The 15869-nt window shown below is 67.6% G+C and carries 16 protein-coding genes and 2 riboswitches; of the genes, 8 read left to right on the top strand and 8 right to left on the bottom strand.

Going from position 1 to position 15869, the window contains the following annotated elements:
- Position 1: 1 nt before the first annotated feature.
- The gene (locus ACYSM9_RS18225; RefSeq protein WP_461858363.1) at positions 2 to 976 is read left to right on the top strand and encodes an RNase H family protein; all 975 of its coding nucleotides are present in this window, start codon (positions 2 to 4) and stop codon (positions 974 to 976) included.
- A gap of 7 nt (positions 977 to 983) precedes the next feature.
- Here ACYSM9_RS18225 and ACYSM9_RS18220 read toward each other — a convergent pair whose 3' ends face one another.
- From ACYSM9_RS18220 to ACYSM9_RS18190, 7 genes are all read right to left on the bottom strand, one after another.
- Positions 984 to 1271, bottom strand: coding sequence for a WXG100 family type VII secretion target (locus tag ACYSM9_RS18220; protein WP_461858362.1), 288 nt, complete (start codon positions 1269 to 1271; stop codon positions 984 to 986).
- A gap of 105 nt (positions 1272 to 1376) precedes the next feature.
- Entirely contained in the window at positions 1377 to 2888 is a 1512-nt protein-coding gene (locus tag ACYSM9_RS18215) for a sensor histidine kinase (RefSeq protein WP_461858361.1), read from the bottom strand.
- Between the two features lie 2 nt (positions 2889 to 2890).
- Positions 2891 to 3604 carry a response regulator transcription factor gene (locus ACYSM9_RS18210; protein WP_461858360.1) on the bottom strand — a complete coding sequence of 238 codons (714 nt, stop codon included), beginning with the start codon at positions 3602 to 3604 and terminating at the stop codon, positions 2891 to 2893.
- 90 nt (positions 3605 to 3694) lie between these two features.
- Positions 3695 to 4195 (bottom strand): DUF427 domain-containing protein, encoded by a 501-nt coding sequence (locus ACYSM9_RS18205; RefSeq protein WP_461858359.1) that lies wholly within the window; start codon positions 4193 to 4195, stop codon positions 3695 to 3697.
- 30 nt (positions 4196 to 4225) lie between these two features.
- The gene (locus ACYSM9_RS18200) at positions 4226 to 5869 is read right to left on the bottom strand and encodes a DNA repair helicase XPB (RefSeq protein WP_461858358.1); all 1644 of its coding nucleotides are present in this window, start codon (positions 5867 to 5869) and stop codon (positions 4226 to 4228) included.
- A gap of 13 nt (positions 5870 to 5882) precedes the next feature.
- Complete coding sequence (locus tag ACYSM9_RS18195; RefSeq protein ID WP_461858357.1) at positions 5883 to 8357, bottom strand: helicase-associated domain-containing protein; 2475 nt, start codon at positions 8355 to 8357, stop codon at positions 5883 to 5885.
- Positions 8358 to 8367: 10 nt separating this feature from the next.
- Positions 8368 to 8601, bottom strand: coding sequence for a hypothetical protein (locus tag ACYSM9_RS18190; RefSeq protein ID WP_461858356.1), 234 nt, complete (start codon positions 8599 to 8601; stop codon positions 8368 to 8370).
- A 215-nt stretch (positions 8602 to 8816) separates the two neighbouring features.
- On the opposite strand from ACYSM9_RS18190, the gene ACYSM9_RS18185 reads away from it, so the two are divergent.
- Together ACYSM9_RS18185 and ACYSM9_RS18180 are read left to right on the top strand one after the other, a co-directional pair.
- A complete protein-coding gene (locus tag ACYSM9_RS18185; protein ID WP_461858355.1) occupies positions 8817 to 9200 on the top strand; it encodes a cold-shock protein in 384 nt (127 codons plus the stop codon).
- 6 nt (positions 9201 to 9206) lie between these two features.
- Entirely contained in the window at positions 9207 to 9788 is a 582-nt protein-coding gene (locus ACYSM9_RS18180) for a DUF3027 domain-containing protein (RefSeq protein ID WP_461858354.1), read from the top strand.
- A gap of 65 nt (positions 9789 to 9853) precedes the next feature.
- On the opposite strand, the gene serC is transcribed toward ACYSM9_RS18180, so the two are convergent.
- Complete coding sequence (gene serC / locus ACYSM9_RS18175) at positions 9854 to 10984, bottom strand: phosphoserine transaminase (RefSeq protein WP_461858353.1); 1131 nt, start codon at positions 10982 to 10984, stop codon at positions 9854 to 9856.
- 269 nt (positions 10985 to 11253) lie between these two features.
- On the opposite strand from serC, the gene ACYSM9_RS18170 reads away from it, so the two are divergent.
- From ACYSM9_RS18170 to ACYSM9_RS18150, 5 genes are all read left to right on the top strand, one after another.
- Positions 11254 to 11949 (top strand): metal-dependent transcriptional regulator, encoded by a 696-nt coding sequence (locus tag ACYSM9_RS18170; RefSeq protein WP_461858352.1) that lies wholly within the window; start codon positions 11254 to 11256, stop codon positions 11947 to 11949.
- Positions 11950 to 12084: 135 nt separating this feature from the next.
- A riboswitch (cyclic di-AMP (ydaO/yuaA leader) is annotated at positions 12085 to 12297 on the top strand.
- 10 nt (positions 12298 to 12307) lie between these two features.
- Positions 12308 to 13123: a M23 family metallopeptidase gene (locus tag ACYSM9_RS18165; protein WP_461858376.1), complete on the top strand. Its 816-nt coding sequence runs from the start codon at positions 12308 to 12310 to the stop codon at positions 13121 to 13123.
- Between the two features lie 143 nt (positions 13124 to 13266).
- Positions 13267 to 13443: riboswitch (cyclic di-AMP (ydaO/yuaA leader) on the top strand.
- A gap of 70 nt (positions 13444 to 13513) precedes the next feature.
- A complete protein-coding gene (locus tag ACYSM9_RS18160; RefSeq protein ID WP_461858351.1) occupies positions 13514 to 14179 on the top strand; it encodes a C40 family peptidase in 666 nt (221 codons plus the stop codon).
- A 161-nt stretch (positions 14180 to 14340) separates the two neighbouring features.
- The gene (locus tag ACYSM9_RS18155) at positions 14341 to 15093 is read left to right on the top strand and encodes an NlpC/P60 family protein (RefSeq protein WP_461858350.1); all 753 of its coding nucleotides are present in this window, start codon (positions 14341 to 14343) and stop codon (positions 15091 to 15093) included.
- A gap of 268 nt (positions 15094 to 15361) precedes the next feature.
- Positions 15362 to 15862, top strand: coding sequence for an HNH endonuclease (locus ACYSM9_RS18150; RefSeq protein WP_461858349.1), 501 nt, complete (start codon positions 15362 to 15364; stop codon positions 15860 to 15862).
- Positions 15863 to 15869 lie beyond the last annotated feature (7 nt).

Below are 15869 nucleotides of genomic sequence, written 5' to 3'. Positions count from 1 at the left end.
GGTGACGATTACTGCAGCGGCTGACGGCTCGGCCTTGGGGAATCCCGGCCCCGCCGGCTGGGCCTGGTATGTGAATGACGATTGCTGGCGCGCCGGTGGCTGGCCCCATGGGACCAACAACCAGGGGGAGCTGATGGCCGTCCTGGATCTCCTGCGCGCCACCGCGCACCTGCCGGGTGAGGACCTGCGGATCCTCTGCGACAGCCAGTATGTGATCAACTCGATTACCAAGTGGATGCCGGGCTGGAAACGCAAGGGCTGGCGCAAGGCCGACGGCAAGCCCGTCATGAACGTGGAACTCCTGAAGGAACTCGACCGGGCACTGGCCGGCCGGATCTACACCTTCGAATGGGTCAAGGGCCACGCCGGGCACGACCTGAATGAGGCAGCGGACGAGCGCGCCCGGGCGGCAGCCACGGCCTACCAGCAGGGCGTGGCCGCACGGTCCGGACCCGGATTCCCGGGCAGCCACCACGCGCCCGCAACCGGAGCCGCAGCGGGGCAGGAGGCCCCGGCGGCCGGCACCCCGCGGGCCGTCCCGGAACCCGTCTCCGCCTTTGATGAGCTGGACCTGTTTAGTGAACTCGGCGACGAAGCCCTGGAAACCGCAGAAGCTACCCGCCAGGGCAGCGGCGTGCCGCCGGAATCACTGGTGGAGGAACTGGAACGCGAGCTGCTGGGCCCGCTGGTGCGCGGCGATATCGGCCGGACGGCTGTCCTGCTGCACCCGGATTTCATGGAGATCGGCAGCTCCGGGCGGATGTGGACCCGCGACGCCATGATGATGGCCCTCGAGGAGGACCCGGGGGAGCGGACGGAGATCGAGATCCTTGGCTCCGACCGTGTGGGCACCGACGCCGTCCTGCTGACCTATCGAAGCTTCGCACGCTCCGGCACCACCCTGAGAAGCTCCCTGTGGGTGCTGGACGGAGGCCGGTGGCGGCTGCGGTTCCACCAGGGCACTCCCGAGGCGTAGTCCGGCCCTAGCTGAAGCGCTGCGTGTTGCCCAGCTCGGCTTGGGCGTAGGTGGCGGCGGCGGATGCCAGCGCAGCGTTGATCGATGCCAGGGATGCCTCCACCCGGCTTTGCGTCATGGTCCACTCGGCGATGAGTGCCTGGAAGTTGGTGGCTGCCGATCCCCGCCAGGAGCCCTGCAGCTCGTCCAGGCCGTACTTCATGGCCTGGACGTCTGCGCTGATCCTGTCCACTGTCGCCTGGACGTTGGCGGACTTGAGCTGCAGGAGTTCGGTGTCGACGGAAATGATGCTCATGGCGCTGCCTTTCGATACGGTGGTGGTGCCGGTTTCCGGCCCGGCGGATCCGGGTTGCTGCCATGAGCCTATGGAGCGGCCGGGGCGGGGTGCCACGGCGGGAAGCTATATGTGGAAAACCTTCCCGCTGCCTTCGGCGTCCTGTCCGGCGTCGATGACCGTTGTTTCCTGTGCCTTTTCGCCGGGCGGTGGTGCCTCGTCACGCTGCGGAAGGCTGACCACCAGCGTCGCTCCGCCGCCGTCGGTCTTCTCCACCCGCACCGACCCGCCGTGGGAACCCACGATCGCAGCCACGATGGCGAGTCCCAGGCCGCTGCCTCCCGTTTCGCGCGTGCGGGAGGTGTCCGCCCGGTAGAAACGCTCGAAGACCTTTGAGGCGTCCTCTTCGGAGATTCCCGGTCCGTGGTCGCGGACCTCGATGACAGACCTCGGCGTCCCGTCCGTTTCCCGGACGCCGACGGCCACTTCGATGGGGCTGCCTTCGGGGGTGTAGCGCAGCGCGTTGCCGACGAGGTTGCCCACCACCTGGCGCAGTTTCGCTTCGTCGCCCAGCACGGGCGCGGGCGCCGCCGGGCCGCCGTCGAGCCCTGTCAGTGAGATGGTCCGGGAACGGTCGCTGGCCTGGGTGTCCACGACCGCGTCGTGGGCCAGCAACTGGAGGTCCACCGGCTTCTGCTGCAGCGGCCGCTGTTCATCAAGCCGGGCCAGCAGGAGCAGGTCCTCAACCATGGAACCCATGCGCTTGGCTTCGCTTTCGATCCGGCCCATGGCCGTGGCCACGTCCTCATCGGTGGTCAGCGCACCGTGCCGGTAAAGCTCGGAGAAGCCACGGATGGTCACCAGGGGCGTCCGCAGCTCATGGGACGCGTCGGCGGCAAACCGGCGCATCCTCGATTCGGAGGCCGTACGGGCAGCGAAGGCGGTCTCGATATGGGCCAGCATGGCGTTCAGCGAACTGCTGAGCCGGCCGAGCTCAGTCGCCGGGTTCTCGAGCTCCACGCGGCGGGACAGGTCCCCGGCGGCGATGGCGGCGGCGGTCTTCTCCACCCTGGCCAGGGGCCGGAAGGCCCGGGAAACAGTCCAGCTGGCGATGAGCGAGGCCAGCAGAAGCGTCAGCAGCCCCACCCCGGTGACCACCAGGGTGGCATGCTGGAGGACGTCGTCGACGCTCTCGAGGGACAGGCCGATGACCACGACGGCGGTACTCTGGCCGTTCTGGACCGTCACCGCCACAACCCGCCAGTTTTCGCCGTCCGTTCCGCGGACCTGGTAGGGGACAGCCCCGCGCGCCTGGGCCTGCTCCACGCTGATGGAGCTGATGTCGGGATGGATGTCCGGGTTCCCGCCGAACGGGTACGGTTCCTCCCCGGGGGCGAAGAGGATCAACGAATAGTCGGTGGGAACGGTGGGGTTGGGGGCCTGCAGCTGCGTGAACGAGCGCTGCTTCTTGGCGGATTCCACCGCGGCGTTGAGCTTGTCATCCACCTGTGCCTGCAGGTAGCTGTGCAGCAGGGTCAGCGTTCCGGCGCCGGTCACCGTCAGTGCCACGATCAGCAGCCCCATGATCATGGCCACCAGCTGCGACCGGAGTGAGGCCGCCTTCCACCGCTTGAGCAAGGTCAGCGCTTTTCTGCCGTCCGGAGCACGTAGCCGACGCCCCGCTTGGTCTGGATCAGGGCAGGGGCGGCAGGATCGATGTCCACCTTCCGCCGCAGGTACGAGATGTACGACTCGACGATGGAGGCATCCCCATTGAAGTTGTACTCCCAGACGTGGTCCAGGATCTGGGATTTGGACAGGACCCGGTTGGGGTTGAGCATGAGGTAGCGCAGGAGCTTGAACTCCGTGGGGGACAGCTCGATGACCGTGCCGCCGCGGCGCACCTCGTGGGCGTCGTCGTCGAGCTCCAGGTCGTCCACCCGGATAATGGCGTCGTCGTCATCGAGCAGCGGCTGCGTCCGGCGCAGCACTGCCCGGATCCGGGCCACCACCTCGTCCAGGCTGAACGGCTTGGTCACGTAGTCGTCGCCGCCGACGGTCAGGCCGGTGACCTTGTCCTCGGTGTCGTCCTTGGCGGTGAGGAACAGGACAGGGAAGTGCTTGCCGGACGCGCGGAGCCGGCGCGTCACCGTGAAACCGTCCATGTCCGGAAGCATGACGTCCAGCACGGCCAGGTCGGGAGTGTGGGTGTCGGCGGCAGCAAGGGCGTCGCGGCCGTTTGCCGCGGAGACCACTTCGAATCCGGCGAACCGCAGGGAGGTGGAGAGCAGCTCACGGATATTGGGTTCGTCGTCCACAACGAGGAGCTTCGCTTCTGGGCCGTTCTTCTTCATGTTCCCATCATGCTCCCAGACACTGGGAGTTGTCTGGATGTTCCATGAAAGGAAACAGGAGCTTTCGCATGGGCGTGGTGGGCCAGGTTCCTACCAGCCCATGGTCCCCGGCCCACCCTTGAAGGGACCGGCAACGCGGCTCGTGATCCAGCCGCCGTAGAAGCCGCCGGCCTGGGGCCGTACAACTTCGCCATCCACTTCGCAGTAGTCCATCCTGCCGGGGTAGACGGCAACCAGGCCTTCCAGGGATTCATACCCGGGTGCCGGTTCGGGGTAGTACCAGGCGGCCCCTTCGGCGGCCGTGCCGCCGCCGCGCACCGTCAGGTAGCGCGCCGCCCCCTTGAACTCGCAGTAGCTGCTGCCCGGGGCCGCTTCCAGGGTGCCGGGACTGAATGCCGAACGTGGAAAGTAGTACACGGGAGGATGGCTGGTCTCCAGGACGCGCAGGGCATCGGTGGTGTCAAGGACGACCTCACCGCCGAGCACGATGCGGATCCGTTCGGTGGAAGGTTCCACCCGGGGCGGGCGGGGGTAGTCCCACACCGATTCCTGGCCGGGACCCGGGACGGCCGGGATGATTCGAGTTCGCATGGCCTACTGGCTCCTCTCCAGGTGCCGGTCCTACGCCGCGGGCACGTCCTTGGCGTCCATGATCCGGTAGGCGTATCCCTGCTCGGCCAGGAAACGCTGGCGCTTCGCCGCGAAGTCCTGGTCCAGGGTGTCCCGCGCCACGAGGGAGTAGAAGCGCGCGGCCCTGCCGTCCTTCTTCGGCCGCAGGAGCCGGCCCAGCCGCTGCGCCTCCTCCTGGCGTGAGCCGAAGGAGCCCGAGACCTGGATGGCCACCGACGCCTCGGGAAGGTCGATGGAGAAGTTGGCCACCTTCGACACCACAAGGGTCTGGAGATCGCCGGCCCGGAAGGCGTCGAAGAGCTTCTGCCGTTGCTTGACGGAGGTGTCGCCTTTGATCACCGGCGCATCCAGGCGCTCGCCGAGCTCGTCCAGCTGGTCGATGTACTGGCCAATCACCAGCAACTGTTCACCCGCATGCTGCGCCACGAGCTGTTCGACCACCCGTGTCTTCGACTCGGAGGAGGCGCACAACCGGTACTTGTCCGCGTCTTCTGCCATGGCGTAGGCCACCCGCTCATCCTTGGGCAGGTCCACGCGCACTTCGACGCAGTCGGCCGGGGCGATGTACCCCTGGGCTTCGATGTCCTTCCATGGCGCGTCGTAGCGCTTGGGGCCGATCAGGCTGAACACCTCGCCTTCGCGCCCGTCCTCCCGGACCAGGGTGGCGGTCAGGCCCAGGCGGCGGCGGGCCTGCAGGTCGGCGGTCATCCGGAAGATCGGGGCCGGCAGCAGATGCACCTCGTCGTAGATGATCAGGCCCCAGTCGTGGCCGTCCACCAGCTCCAGATGCGGGTAGATGCCGCCGCGCCTGGTGGTGAGGACCTGGTAGGTGGCGATTGTCACCGGCCGCACCTCCTTGAGCGCACCCGAGTATTCGCCCACCTCGTCCTCGGTGAGGGAGGTGCGCCGCAGCAGCTCGTCCTTCCACTGCCGGGCGGCCACAGTGTTCGTGACCAGGATCAGGGTGGTGGTGGAGCCGGTGGCCATGGCCGCGGCCCCCACGAGGGTCTTGCCCGCACCGCACGGCAGCACCACCACTCCGCTGCCGCCCGCCCAGAAGTTTTCACTGGCCAGGCGCTGGTACGGCCGCAGTTGCCAGCCGTCCTCATTGAGGGAGATCAGGTGCGGGGTGCCATCCACGTAGCCGGCCAGGTCCTCCGCCGGCCAGCCGAGCTTAAGCAGCAACTGCTTCAGCTGCCCGCGCTGGGATGCGTGCACCACCACGGTCTCGCCGTCGATCCGCGGCCCGAGCAGCGGGGCGATCTTCTTGGCCCGGATGACCTCCTCCAGCACGGGGTAGTCATCGGTCCGCATGACCAGGCCGTGGCGGGGATCCTTTTCAAGGCGCAGCCGGCCGTACCGGGACATGGTTTCCTCGACGTCGATCAGCAGCGAGTGCGGAACCGGGAAACGGGAGTATTTCAGCAGCGCGTCCAGGACCTTCTCGGCGTCCAGCCCCGCGGCCCGGGCGTTCCACAGTCCCAAGGGGGTCAGCCGGTAGCTGTGCATGTGTTCCGGCGCCCGCTCGAGCTCGGCAAAGGGCGCGATGGCGTGCCGCGCCTCCGTGGCCAGTTCATGGTCCACTTCGAGGAGGATGGTTTTGTCGCTTTGGACGATCAGTGGTCCGTCGTTCACGCGGGGGAGTCCTTCACTGGCGCAGTTCCTCTGCGGCCTCGATATCGATGATGCGGTGGACGGACAGGACGCGTTCGGTTTCCTTCGCAGGATCGAACACGCGGACGCGGCCGCCGCTGACTGATAGCGGAACAACAACTTCCAGGGTGGCATTCCCCAGGCTGTCCACCACGTTCATGCTGATCCGCTGCTTCAGCCGGATGGCGCGCTGCAGCGCCTCAAGCCCCAGTTGCGTGGCTGCCTCACCGCCGGATACGGCTGCAGGGTGGTGTCCGCCGGCGGAGCCGGCCCTGCGCAGGACCTCCAGTTGGGCATCCACTTCCTCAGCCCCGGGCGCCATCCGCGGGGCCGTATAGACGGGGCGGATGGTGTCCTGGGGCGCGGCGAGCCGCCGGACGTGAACCGCCGGTTCGGCCCCGTCCACGGACGGTGACAGTCCCAGCCGCTTAAGGGCTGCGGCTGTTTCCCGGGGCGCCGCCGTCGACGCCAATACGGTGGGCGCGAGCCGGACGAGGCCAAGTTCGGCGGCTATCGGGCCGCCCAGCAGCTCCTGCAGCGCCGCTTCGTCCTCGCTCTGGATAAAGCTGGCCGTCTGGCCCACGCGCAGCCTGCCGTGCCGTGAAGCGGTATCCGCCACGAGGTATTCGAGCGGCTGGGGCACGGCGGTGGCTGAATGCTCGCGCAGGAAGTCCAGCAGGGCCGCGGCGTCGTAGCCGGCGTCGAGCGCCCGCTTGATTGAGGCAGCGGAGAACCGGTAGATGGCGGCCGGTCCCTGGCCCTCGGCGTCGGCCATCACCAGGAGCTTCCCGGTCAGCGCCGGCGCCAGGTAGCCAGGGGCCACGGCAGTCAGGTCAGCCTGCAGCAGCACATGGTTCAACGCCGCCGGCAGGTGCTCGCCCAGGATGGCGAGGGCAGTATCGGGCTCGTCTTCGGCGACGGCGCTGCCCAGCTGGCTCAGTGCCCCCGAACCCACCAGCCCCAGCATCTCCGCCTCGGCGAGGACGCCCCGGATCAGGGAGCTGAACCGCCTGGCCATCCGCGGCTGGGACCACTCCGCCCGCTGGAGGACCGCGGCGGCGTCGAGGACGGGCGCGGCGCCGTCTGCGGCGGACGCTTCGGCGGTGAGCTCGTGCAGGATCTCAAGGATGCGCTTGCGCACCACGGGGGCGTCCGGCCGCTGCGCGCCGGCGGACAGCGCGGCGATGGTGCTCCCTGACGCCGAGCGTGCCGCCGGCGATCCGGGGGAGGCATTTACCGGCTGGCCAACCAGCGACGGGACCCGCTCGCTGGCCAGCCACGCGTTGACCAGCCACAGCCACTGCTCCTGCCGGGGGAGGCTGAGCCATTCCAGCTCCGGAGGCTGGACCCACGATGACGAATCGACGTCAAGGCGGATCAGTCCGGCGAGGCCGCACAGTTCCAGTAACCGCCCGGCCCGTCCCTGGTCGATCCGAAGCAGTTCGGACAGGCGCCGCATCTCCCGGACCCCCACGCCGCCGCTGCGCAGCGTCCCCAGCGGCTGGTCCCGGACGGCGTGCAGCAGTTCGGCCACCAGCCGGAGGGTTTCCGAAATGGCGCTCAGGGCGGCGTTCCGGCGCAGAGCGGCCGTGGTCCTGCCGAGTTCAGGGACCGGGGGCTCGAGCGTGAAGTCGTTGATGATGGCCCCACCGCGCAGGGCAAGCCCCACGCTGTGCGGCAGTTCGACATGGGCGGCGTCCAGCGGGACCAGCAAACCGCGCGCCAGGAGCCAGTCAACAGGCCCGACGTCGGGCCCTTCGGTCGTGACGGAGGCCTTCCGTTGCGCCTGGGGGACGGCACCCATGGCCCAGTTCCGGAACCTGGCGAGCAGCGCCGTCGTCCGTTCCGGTGCAGTGGCGAGGATGGCGTGCAAGGCCTCCGGCGAGGAGGTCCAGTGCTGCAGTGCCAGGGCCGCGTCCATGGGGGTGGTGGCGTCCTGGATCGCGGTGCCGCTGGCGTGCAGCTCGGTGACCAGCTGCACGGCCCGCTGGGCGAAGGCGGGCTGGAGCCGGACCAGTTCGGTGTAGCTGCGGCCGAGGCCGGCCGGGTAGATCCCCACGACGTCCTTGAGGCACCCGACCGGGAGGTAGTAGCTATGTCCCTCCGCGGGTGGTGTGCCGTGCGGGGGAGTGGCGGGGTGCACCAGCGCGAGCTCCTGCAGGGAAGCCAGGAGCTGCCCGATGATGGCGACGGACGAGTCTTTGATCTGCCTGCACAGGCCCTCTGCCGAGGCGCTGTGACCGGTGTCCGTGTTCGTGCACAGGTGGAGCGTTTCCAGGACCTGCATTTGTGGCCGGTTGAGCCGCTCCAGCGCCCGCTGCACGCTGACGCGGGAGCTGGCCCGTGCGGCCAGGGCCGGGAAGTCCGGGACGGCGGGGGAGATCAGGTCCGGCCGCGCGGCGAACAGCGCCCGCAACGAATCGTCGCTGCGTGCCTCCAGGTCCTTGCCAAGCGCACGTATAAGGGACATCAGTCCAACGTTACCGCCGCTGTGGCTTTCCCGCCCTGCGCCGGGCGGCGACTCCGTCCAGGACCAGCAGGAGCATCAGGACGAATGCTGCGGGCAGGCCGTACAGTGCACCATAGGTGACCCAGGTGGGAGCGACTGCCCCGGCGAAGGCACAAGCCATGACCGCTCCCACGGCTGCGAGGGAAAGCACGGCAATCACGGCTGCGAGGATCGTCAGCGGCCGCCGGTATCGTGAGAGAGTCATGGACGTAACGGTACAGCGCAGGCCAGTCCAAGGCTGAACTGTCCAGTCGACGGTGAACAGGGCCGCCGTACGCGTGATTGGGCCACCCGGCAGGTAACCTTGAAGGATACAGACCAACACGGTTTGCAGTTGCCATACCTTGAACCCGCACAACAGGGCGGACGCGGTGGCAGCTGGCCGTGTCTCAAGACAGCAGAACGAAGAAGGTTGATTACGTGCCTACCGGCAAGGTCAAGTGGTATGACAAGGACAAAGGATTTGGGTTCCTCGCGGGCGAGGATGGCCAGGAGGTATTCCTGCCCAAGTCATCGCTGCCCGAGGGCGTAACTGAGCTCAAGGCCGGCACGCGCGTCGAATTCGGCGTGGCTGACGGACGCAAGGGCGCCCAGGCCCTGGGGCTGCGCGTCCTGGACAAGACGCCGTCCATCGCCAAGGCGAAACGTCCGGCAGCACGGGACCTCGCGCCGCTGGTGCAGGACCTGGTGAGCGTCCTGGACAACCTGTCCGGGACCCTGTCCAAGGGCAAGTACCCGGACGGGAACAAGGGCAAGGCAATCGCGGCCGCACTGCGCAAGGTTGCCGACGAGCTGGACGTTTAGCCGCCTATGAACCCCGAAGCTGATCTGCCGGGCGCACCCGTGCAGGGCCAGGCTGCCAAGGCACCGGCCAAGGCTGCCGCCAAGCGCAAGGCCGGTGTGCCTGTCTGGCGTACCGGAAAGCCTGATGCCTTCCTGGCCGCCGCCGTGGACGCCGCCCGGACCGCGATAGAGGGCATCACCCCCGCCGCCACCATCGGCCCGCACCTGGCAGCCAAGAGCGAAGGCGACCGCCTGGTGACGCACCTGTTCGAGTCGCGGCTTCCGGGATACGCGGGCTGGCAATGGTATGCCGTGTTGACCCGCAACTCCCGCTCCAAGGTGGTCACGGTCAACGAGCTGGGGCTGCTGCCCTCCGAGGACTCGATCCTGGCCCCCGAATGGGTGCCGTGGGCGGAGCGCGTCCGGCCCGAGGACGCACAGGAGCCGGAGCAGGAGCCTGAATCCGAAGCCGGCACCCCGGGGACGGTGGAGGCTTCGGAACCGGCCGCTGACGTCGCTGCCCCGGCTGCCGAAGATGCCCCGGAAACTGACAAAGACGACGACGGGCCGGCAGACGACGACGGCCCGCAGGCGGAAGCCGAGGCCTAGCCAGGCAAGACGAAACGGCGCCGTCCGGGATGACCCGGGCGGCGCCGTCGTCTATTAACGCGGGGCTACTTGCGCAGTTCGCCCACCACGAAGTCGATGCTGGACAGCAGCGCCGAGACGTCGTCCGGATCGATGGCCACGAAGGTGGCGATGCGCAGCTGGTTGCGGCCCAGCTTGCGGTACGGCTCCGTGTCCACGATGCCGTTGGCGCGCAGGACCTTGGCGACGGTGGCGGCATCAACCGAATCGTCGAAGTCGATCGTGGCGATGACGTTGGAGCGCTCATCCGGGTTGGCAACGAACGGCGTCGCAAAGTCCGATGCCTCTGCCCAGGTGTAGATGCGTCCGGCTGAATCGGCCGTGCGGGCGGCGGCGAAGTCCAGGCCGCCGTTGGAGTTCAGCCACTGCACCTGGGCATCCAGGGTCACCAGGGTGGACAGCGACGGGGTGTTGTAGGTCTGGTTCAGGCGGGAGTTGTCGATGGCGGTCTGCAGGTCCAGGAAATCCGGAATCCAGCGGCCGCTTTCCTTGATCCGCGCGGCACGCTCGATGGCGGCGGGGGAGAAGAGGCCCAGCCAGAGGCCGCCGTCGGAGGCGAAATTCTTCTGCGGGGCGAAGTAGTAGACGTCGCTCTCGCTGACGTCCACATCCAGGCCACCGGCCGCGGAGGTGGCATCCACCAGCACCAGGGCACCCTCATCCGCACCGTCCACGCGCTTCACCGGGGCGGAAACACCGGTGGATGTCTCGTTCTGCGGCCAGGCGTAGGCGTCTACACCGGCTTCGGCCTGCGCTGCGGGCCGGGTGCCGGGATCGGACTTGATGATCGAAGAAGCGTCCAGGAACGGCGCCTTGTTGGTGGCCGAAGCGAACTTGGACCCGAACTCGCCAAAGGACAGGTGCTGCGCTTTCTTCTCAACCAGGCCGAAGCTCGCGACGTCCCAGAACGCGGTGGAGCCACCCACGCCGAGGACCACTTCATAGCCGTCGGGTGCGCGGAAGAACTGGCCCAGGCCTTCGCGGACAGAGCCCACGAGGTTCTTGACCGGTGCCTGCCGGTGGGAGGTGCCAAGGATCGTCTTGGACGCTGCGGCCAGCGCATCGATCTGTTCCTGCCGGACCTTTGACGGGCCGGCCCCGAAGCGCCCATCCTTGGGCAGGAGGTCGGCGGGAATCGTGATGCTGGTTTCGCTCACAGGTACTCCAATTCGGCGGTGACTTTGCTTCGGTCGGGGGTCTGGCCCCGGCAGCTGGTGGCTGCCGGACGGCAGCACTTGGCCCTCCCCATTCTGCCTGAACAGCGGTAAGGGCGGGAGCCGGCGCCGTCATAGTCCAGCCACTGAGACGTCCGGGGCCGGCTATTCGGACAAAGTCAAAATAGGCTAAGCTTTCCTCCGGGCCACACCGCGGGAAGAGGCGATACGGTGGGACAACGCAAGGTACTGCGCTCGAGGAGCTGAGCTGGATGACGGATCTGATCGACACTACGGAGATGTACCTCCGGACCATCCTGGAACTCGAGGAAGAGAACATCGTCGCACTCCGGGCCCGCATTGCCGAGCGGCTGCGCCACTCCGGGCCCACCGTCTCCCAGACCATTGGCAGGATGGAACGCGACGGCCTCGTGGTGGTGTCCGGCGACCGGCACCTCGAGCTCACGGAAGCGGGGCGCAAGCGCGCCACCGAAGTGATGCGCAAGCATCGGCTGGCCGAGCGGCTGCTGGCCGACGTGATCGGGCTGGACTGGGCGTATGTCCACGATGAAGCCTGCCGCTGGGAACACGTGATGAGCGAACGCGTGGAACGCCGCATCTACGAACTGCTGGACCATCCCACCGAGTCGCCGTACGGAAATCCGATTCCCGGCCTCGCCGAACTCGGCGGCCGGCCTGCTCCCGGCTTTGCCGACGGCGCCATCAGCCTGCTGGAAGCCATGAAAAGCTACGGCCCCGGTTCGGGCGTGACCATCAGCCGCCTTGCGGAGCCGATCCAAGTGGAACCGGAACTTCTGGCCCAGCTGGACGAAGGCGGAATCCGCCCCGGCGCCGTCGTGGCGCTCGAGCGCGTGGGTGACTACATTTCGGTGCGCGTGCCCGGAATCGAAGGCGCGCTGGAATTGCCGCCGGAAGTTGCGGCGCACGTCTTCGTTGCCGTCAAATAGGCCTGCGCTTACCCCACGGGCGTGCAATCACGCAAAGATAACGGAATTGTTACTTAGGGTCTTAAGCCCCTATAGTTGAACCAAGCGTTGATACTTAAGCGTTACCTGATCCGGAGCCGAGCTCTGCCAGCGGATCAGGAGTACGAGTCGTTACTGGCAGAGGCGGGGGAACCACAACCGGCAGCGGGGGACTGCCTTGGGGTGAAGTCCGTCAGCAGCAAGCCTCTCCAGTGAAGGATCCTCCATGGATACCTCTCTGCGCGGAAGCTTGCTTACGGCGGACCGGGTCTTTGATCTCTCTGACCCGAATCCGACAGCTAACTCCGCAGGCTAACCCAGAGAGGAACCCCACTTGACCATGCAGACCTCCCGGGGCCGCCGCCGCGCGTCCGGTCCCGCTTCGACACCCCGGGTCGTCGAGGTTCTCGCAGCGGAGCGCCCCCGTGATTTCCACCGCGATGCGCGCCGGCGCCGTGGTCCCTTTCGGCAAGTCACCGAGTTTGCCTCCGCGAGTGGCATCGGACAGAAGGCAGGCATCGCCCTTGCCGCCAGCGGCATCGCGTTGACGGTCGCCATGCCGGCCACCAGCCCCGTCGTGGCCACCGGCCCGGCCGGCGGCACGCCTGTTGCGGCCTCCGCCGTGAGCCCCCAGATTTCCGCGGACGTTGGCGCCCAGATCGACTTCAGCCGCTCCGCCGTGGTGACCCAGGCGGATCCGGACGGGAAACTGAAGCAGCTTTTGAGTGCCCAGTCCGCCGGTTCGGTCAGCCGCGCTGCCTCGGCCGGCACCCTTGCGGCCCCCCTGGCCTCCCTCACCACCGCCTCGCCGTTTGGGTACCGCGTGAGCCCCATCACCGGCGGCTCCGGCGACTTCCACCGCGGCCAGGACTTCGTGGCGCAATGCGGGACTTCCGTCCTTGCGGCCGCCACCGGCACCGTGACCTTCGCGGGCTGGCACGAGTTCGGCGGCGGAAACCGCGTGGTGATTGATCACGGCAACGGCCTGGAGACCACCTACAACCACCTCTCCTCGTTCAATGTCAAGGTGGGCCAGACTGTGTCCCGCGGCGACGTCGTCGCCCTCAGCGGGACCACCGGCGCGTCCACCGGCTGCCATCTCCACTTCGAGGTGCAGGTCAATGGCGAAGTGGTCGACCCCATGGGCTGGCTCTGACCCGATGTTTGCGAGTGAAATGACCGTCCGCTCTCAGTTTCAGGTAACGCGCCGTGACCTGAATGTGACATTCGGTCCAAACTCCTGTAGCGTTTAACTCGCGTCAACTTTTCCGAAGTTGACGCTCTTGAGTGGATTGCCTAACTCTGCCACCGCTCAAGGTCCGTTCGCATTTCATCGTCTGGCAGGGGCGGGGGAACCAATTTTGGCCTTCACGTCGAAGGCCTTGGGGTTAAGTCGCGAGCTTCCCAGGAAGCACGTGGCCGGGTGACTCCCATCCGAATCCGACAGCTCACCTCGCAGGCATTGGGAGAGGCTACCTTCGTGTCTTCACGCCACACTTCTGCGCGCCACCGTGCGCAAACGGTTCGCACCAACCCCTTGGATGCAGTGTCCAAGGCCGTTAGTGCCAACGCCGGGACCGTGGGCCGCCAGGCTGCCGTTGTGGCAGCCGCTTCCGGCCTCATCCTGAGCATGGGACTGCCGGCCACCGCAGCGGACACGACGGCAGGCGTCTCTGCCTCCACCGAATCCGGCTCTTCGCAGACCGCCCTCGCGGTCACTGCAGCCCCCACCGCCACGGTTTCCTTCGAGCGTCCCGTGGTGAAGACCACCGCTGCCCCCAAGGCGGAAACCATCCGGACCCAGTCCACCGCGGCTGACCGCACGGCCGGCGACGAGGGCTCCACCGCAGGCAAGGCGGGGGCGGCCATCTCCGCTGCAGCCACCTCCGGCATCGCAGCCATCGCCTACACCGGCATCGGCCACTCCTACGTTTGGGGCGGCACCAGCCCCGTCACCGGCTGGGACTGCTCCGGCTTCACCCAGTGGGTCTACGCGCAGGCCGGCATCAGCATCCCCCGCACGAACGCGTGGACCGTGATGAAGCCGACCTCCACCCCCCAGCCGGGTGACCTTGTCATGCAGAACGGCGGCGCGCATGTTGGCATCTACGTCGGCAACGGCATGATGATCAGCGCCCTCAACCCCTCCCAGGGAACCTTGCTGCACGCCGTGGCAGCCACCGGCTCCTCCTCCTTCTTCACCATGAACTAGTTCTTCGGACCCCCGGGTCCAAGAACTTTTTCTTTTGCCCCCAGCTTTTCGCTCAACACCAATCCCCGTTCGGGATGCGCCGGCGTACCCCCAAGATGCCGGCGCGTCCACACCCCTCGGACATGCCACAGCGGTCCTGAGGAAAACGAAAGAGAGAACTGATGACGACTCGTGCTACCGCACGGCACCGCGCCGAGGTCACTAAGACCAATTCAATCGCTGTCATTGCCAAGGCTGTCAGCGACAACGCCGGCGGCGTGGGCCGCCAGGCCGCGGTCATCGCAGCCGCTTCCGGCCTGGTCCTGACCAGCGGTATCGCGGCCAATGCTGCCGACGCCAACGTCAAGCGCGATTCCGCCCCCGCCTCCGCGCTGGAAGTCGAAACGGCTGTGGACGCCCCGATCTCGGCCGCCTCCACCATCGCCATCAGCTACGAGAAGCCCGCCGTGACCACCACGCCGGCTCCCGTCGCCGAACCCGAGCCCCAGGTTGAGGTCCAGGAAGCAGCCCCTGCTCCGGCCGCCCCCAAGGTCACCGCCAAGACGGCCTCCACCGCCGTGGCCCCGGCTTCCCAGGCATCCGCCAGCGGCAAGGGCGCAGCCATCCTGTCTGCCGCCTACGCGCAGCTCGGTGTCATGCAGGACTGCACCATGCTGGTCACCAACTCGCTGGCCGCCGTCGGCATCCACTTCCACGACTGGCCCGCCGGCTACCTGTCCCTGGGCCGCACCGTGAGCGCAGCCGAGGCGCAGCCCGGTGACCTGATCTACTACGCCGACGGCGGCGCGGGCATGGCCCACATCGCTGTGTACGCAGGCAACGGCATGGCCGTCCACGGCGGCTACAACGGCAACCAGACTGTCGTCTTCAGCGCGAACGTCGGATCCGGGCCCGTCTTCATCCGCGTCAGCTAGCCACTCCCTGCGCCGGTCCGGCCCTAATCCGGCCGCGAGGGCGCCCAAGGACCCCCGCCTCTTGGCGGGGGTCCTTGCCTTTTAATTGCTGCCGTTCCGCAGGGGTCCCCGCCGGGCGCGGCCGGGCACTCCCGGCCCCGGCTGTGGCGCCGATTACCTGATATCGCATTTCTCTGTTTACTCTTGTGGTGTCGATCCATAGCCCGGACATGCCGAGGGCAGCCGGCCCTCGTGCCCCTGACGGGTGCGGCCGTGAAGAGGTAAGTGCATGCGCACTCTCGTTCTGAATGCTGGATATGAACCGCTGGCGGTTATTACTTTCCGCCGGGCGCTGGTGCTTGTGCTCACGGGCAAGGCGAGCGTGGTGGCCGAAGGGGACGACCCCGTCGTGGGCCCCACGGATGTTCTGGGCCGCCCGTCCGTGATCCTCCTCAACCGCTACATCCGGCCCCGCTACAACCACTCCACCGCCGTGAGCCGCAGGGGTGTGCTTCGGCGCGATGGACACAAATGCGCCTATTGCGGAAAGGCCGCGCATACCATCGACCATGTCCACCCAAAGTCCCGTGGCGGTGCCGACTCCTGGGAGAACCTGGTGGCGGCGTGCCTGCGCTGCAACAACGTCAAGGGTGACCACACCCCGGCAGAGATGGGGTGGGCGCTGCGGTTTGTCCCGGAACCGCCCCATGGCACCATCTGGCAGATCAAGGAGTTGGAGAAGCCGACCCCGGCCTGGGATCCCTTCCTCCTTCCGGAGCGGGCTGCCTGACGGCATC

It is taken from the genome of Arthrobacter sp. C152, from assembly GCF_054890965.1.
This window is presented reverse-complemented; position numbering and strand designations above follow the sequence as displayed.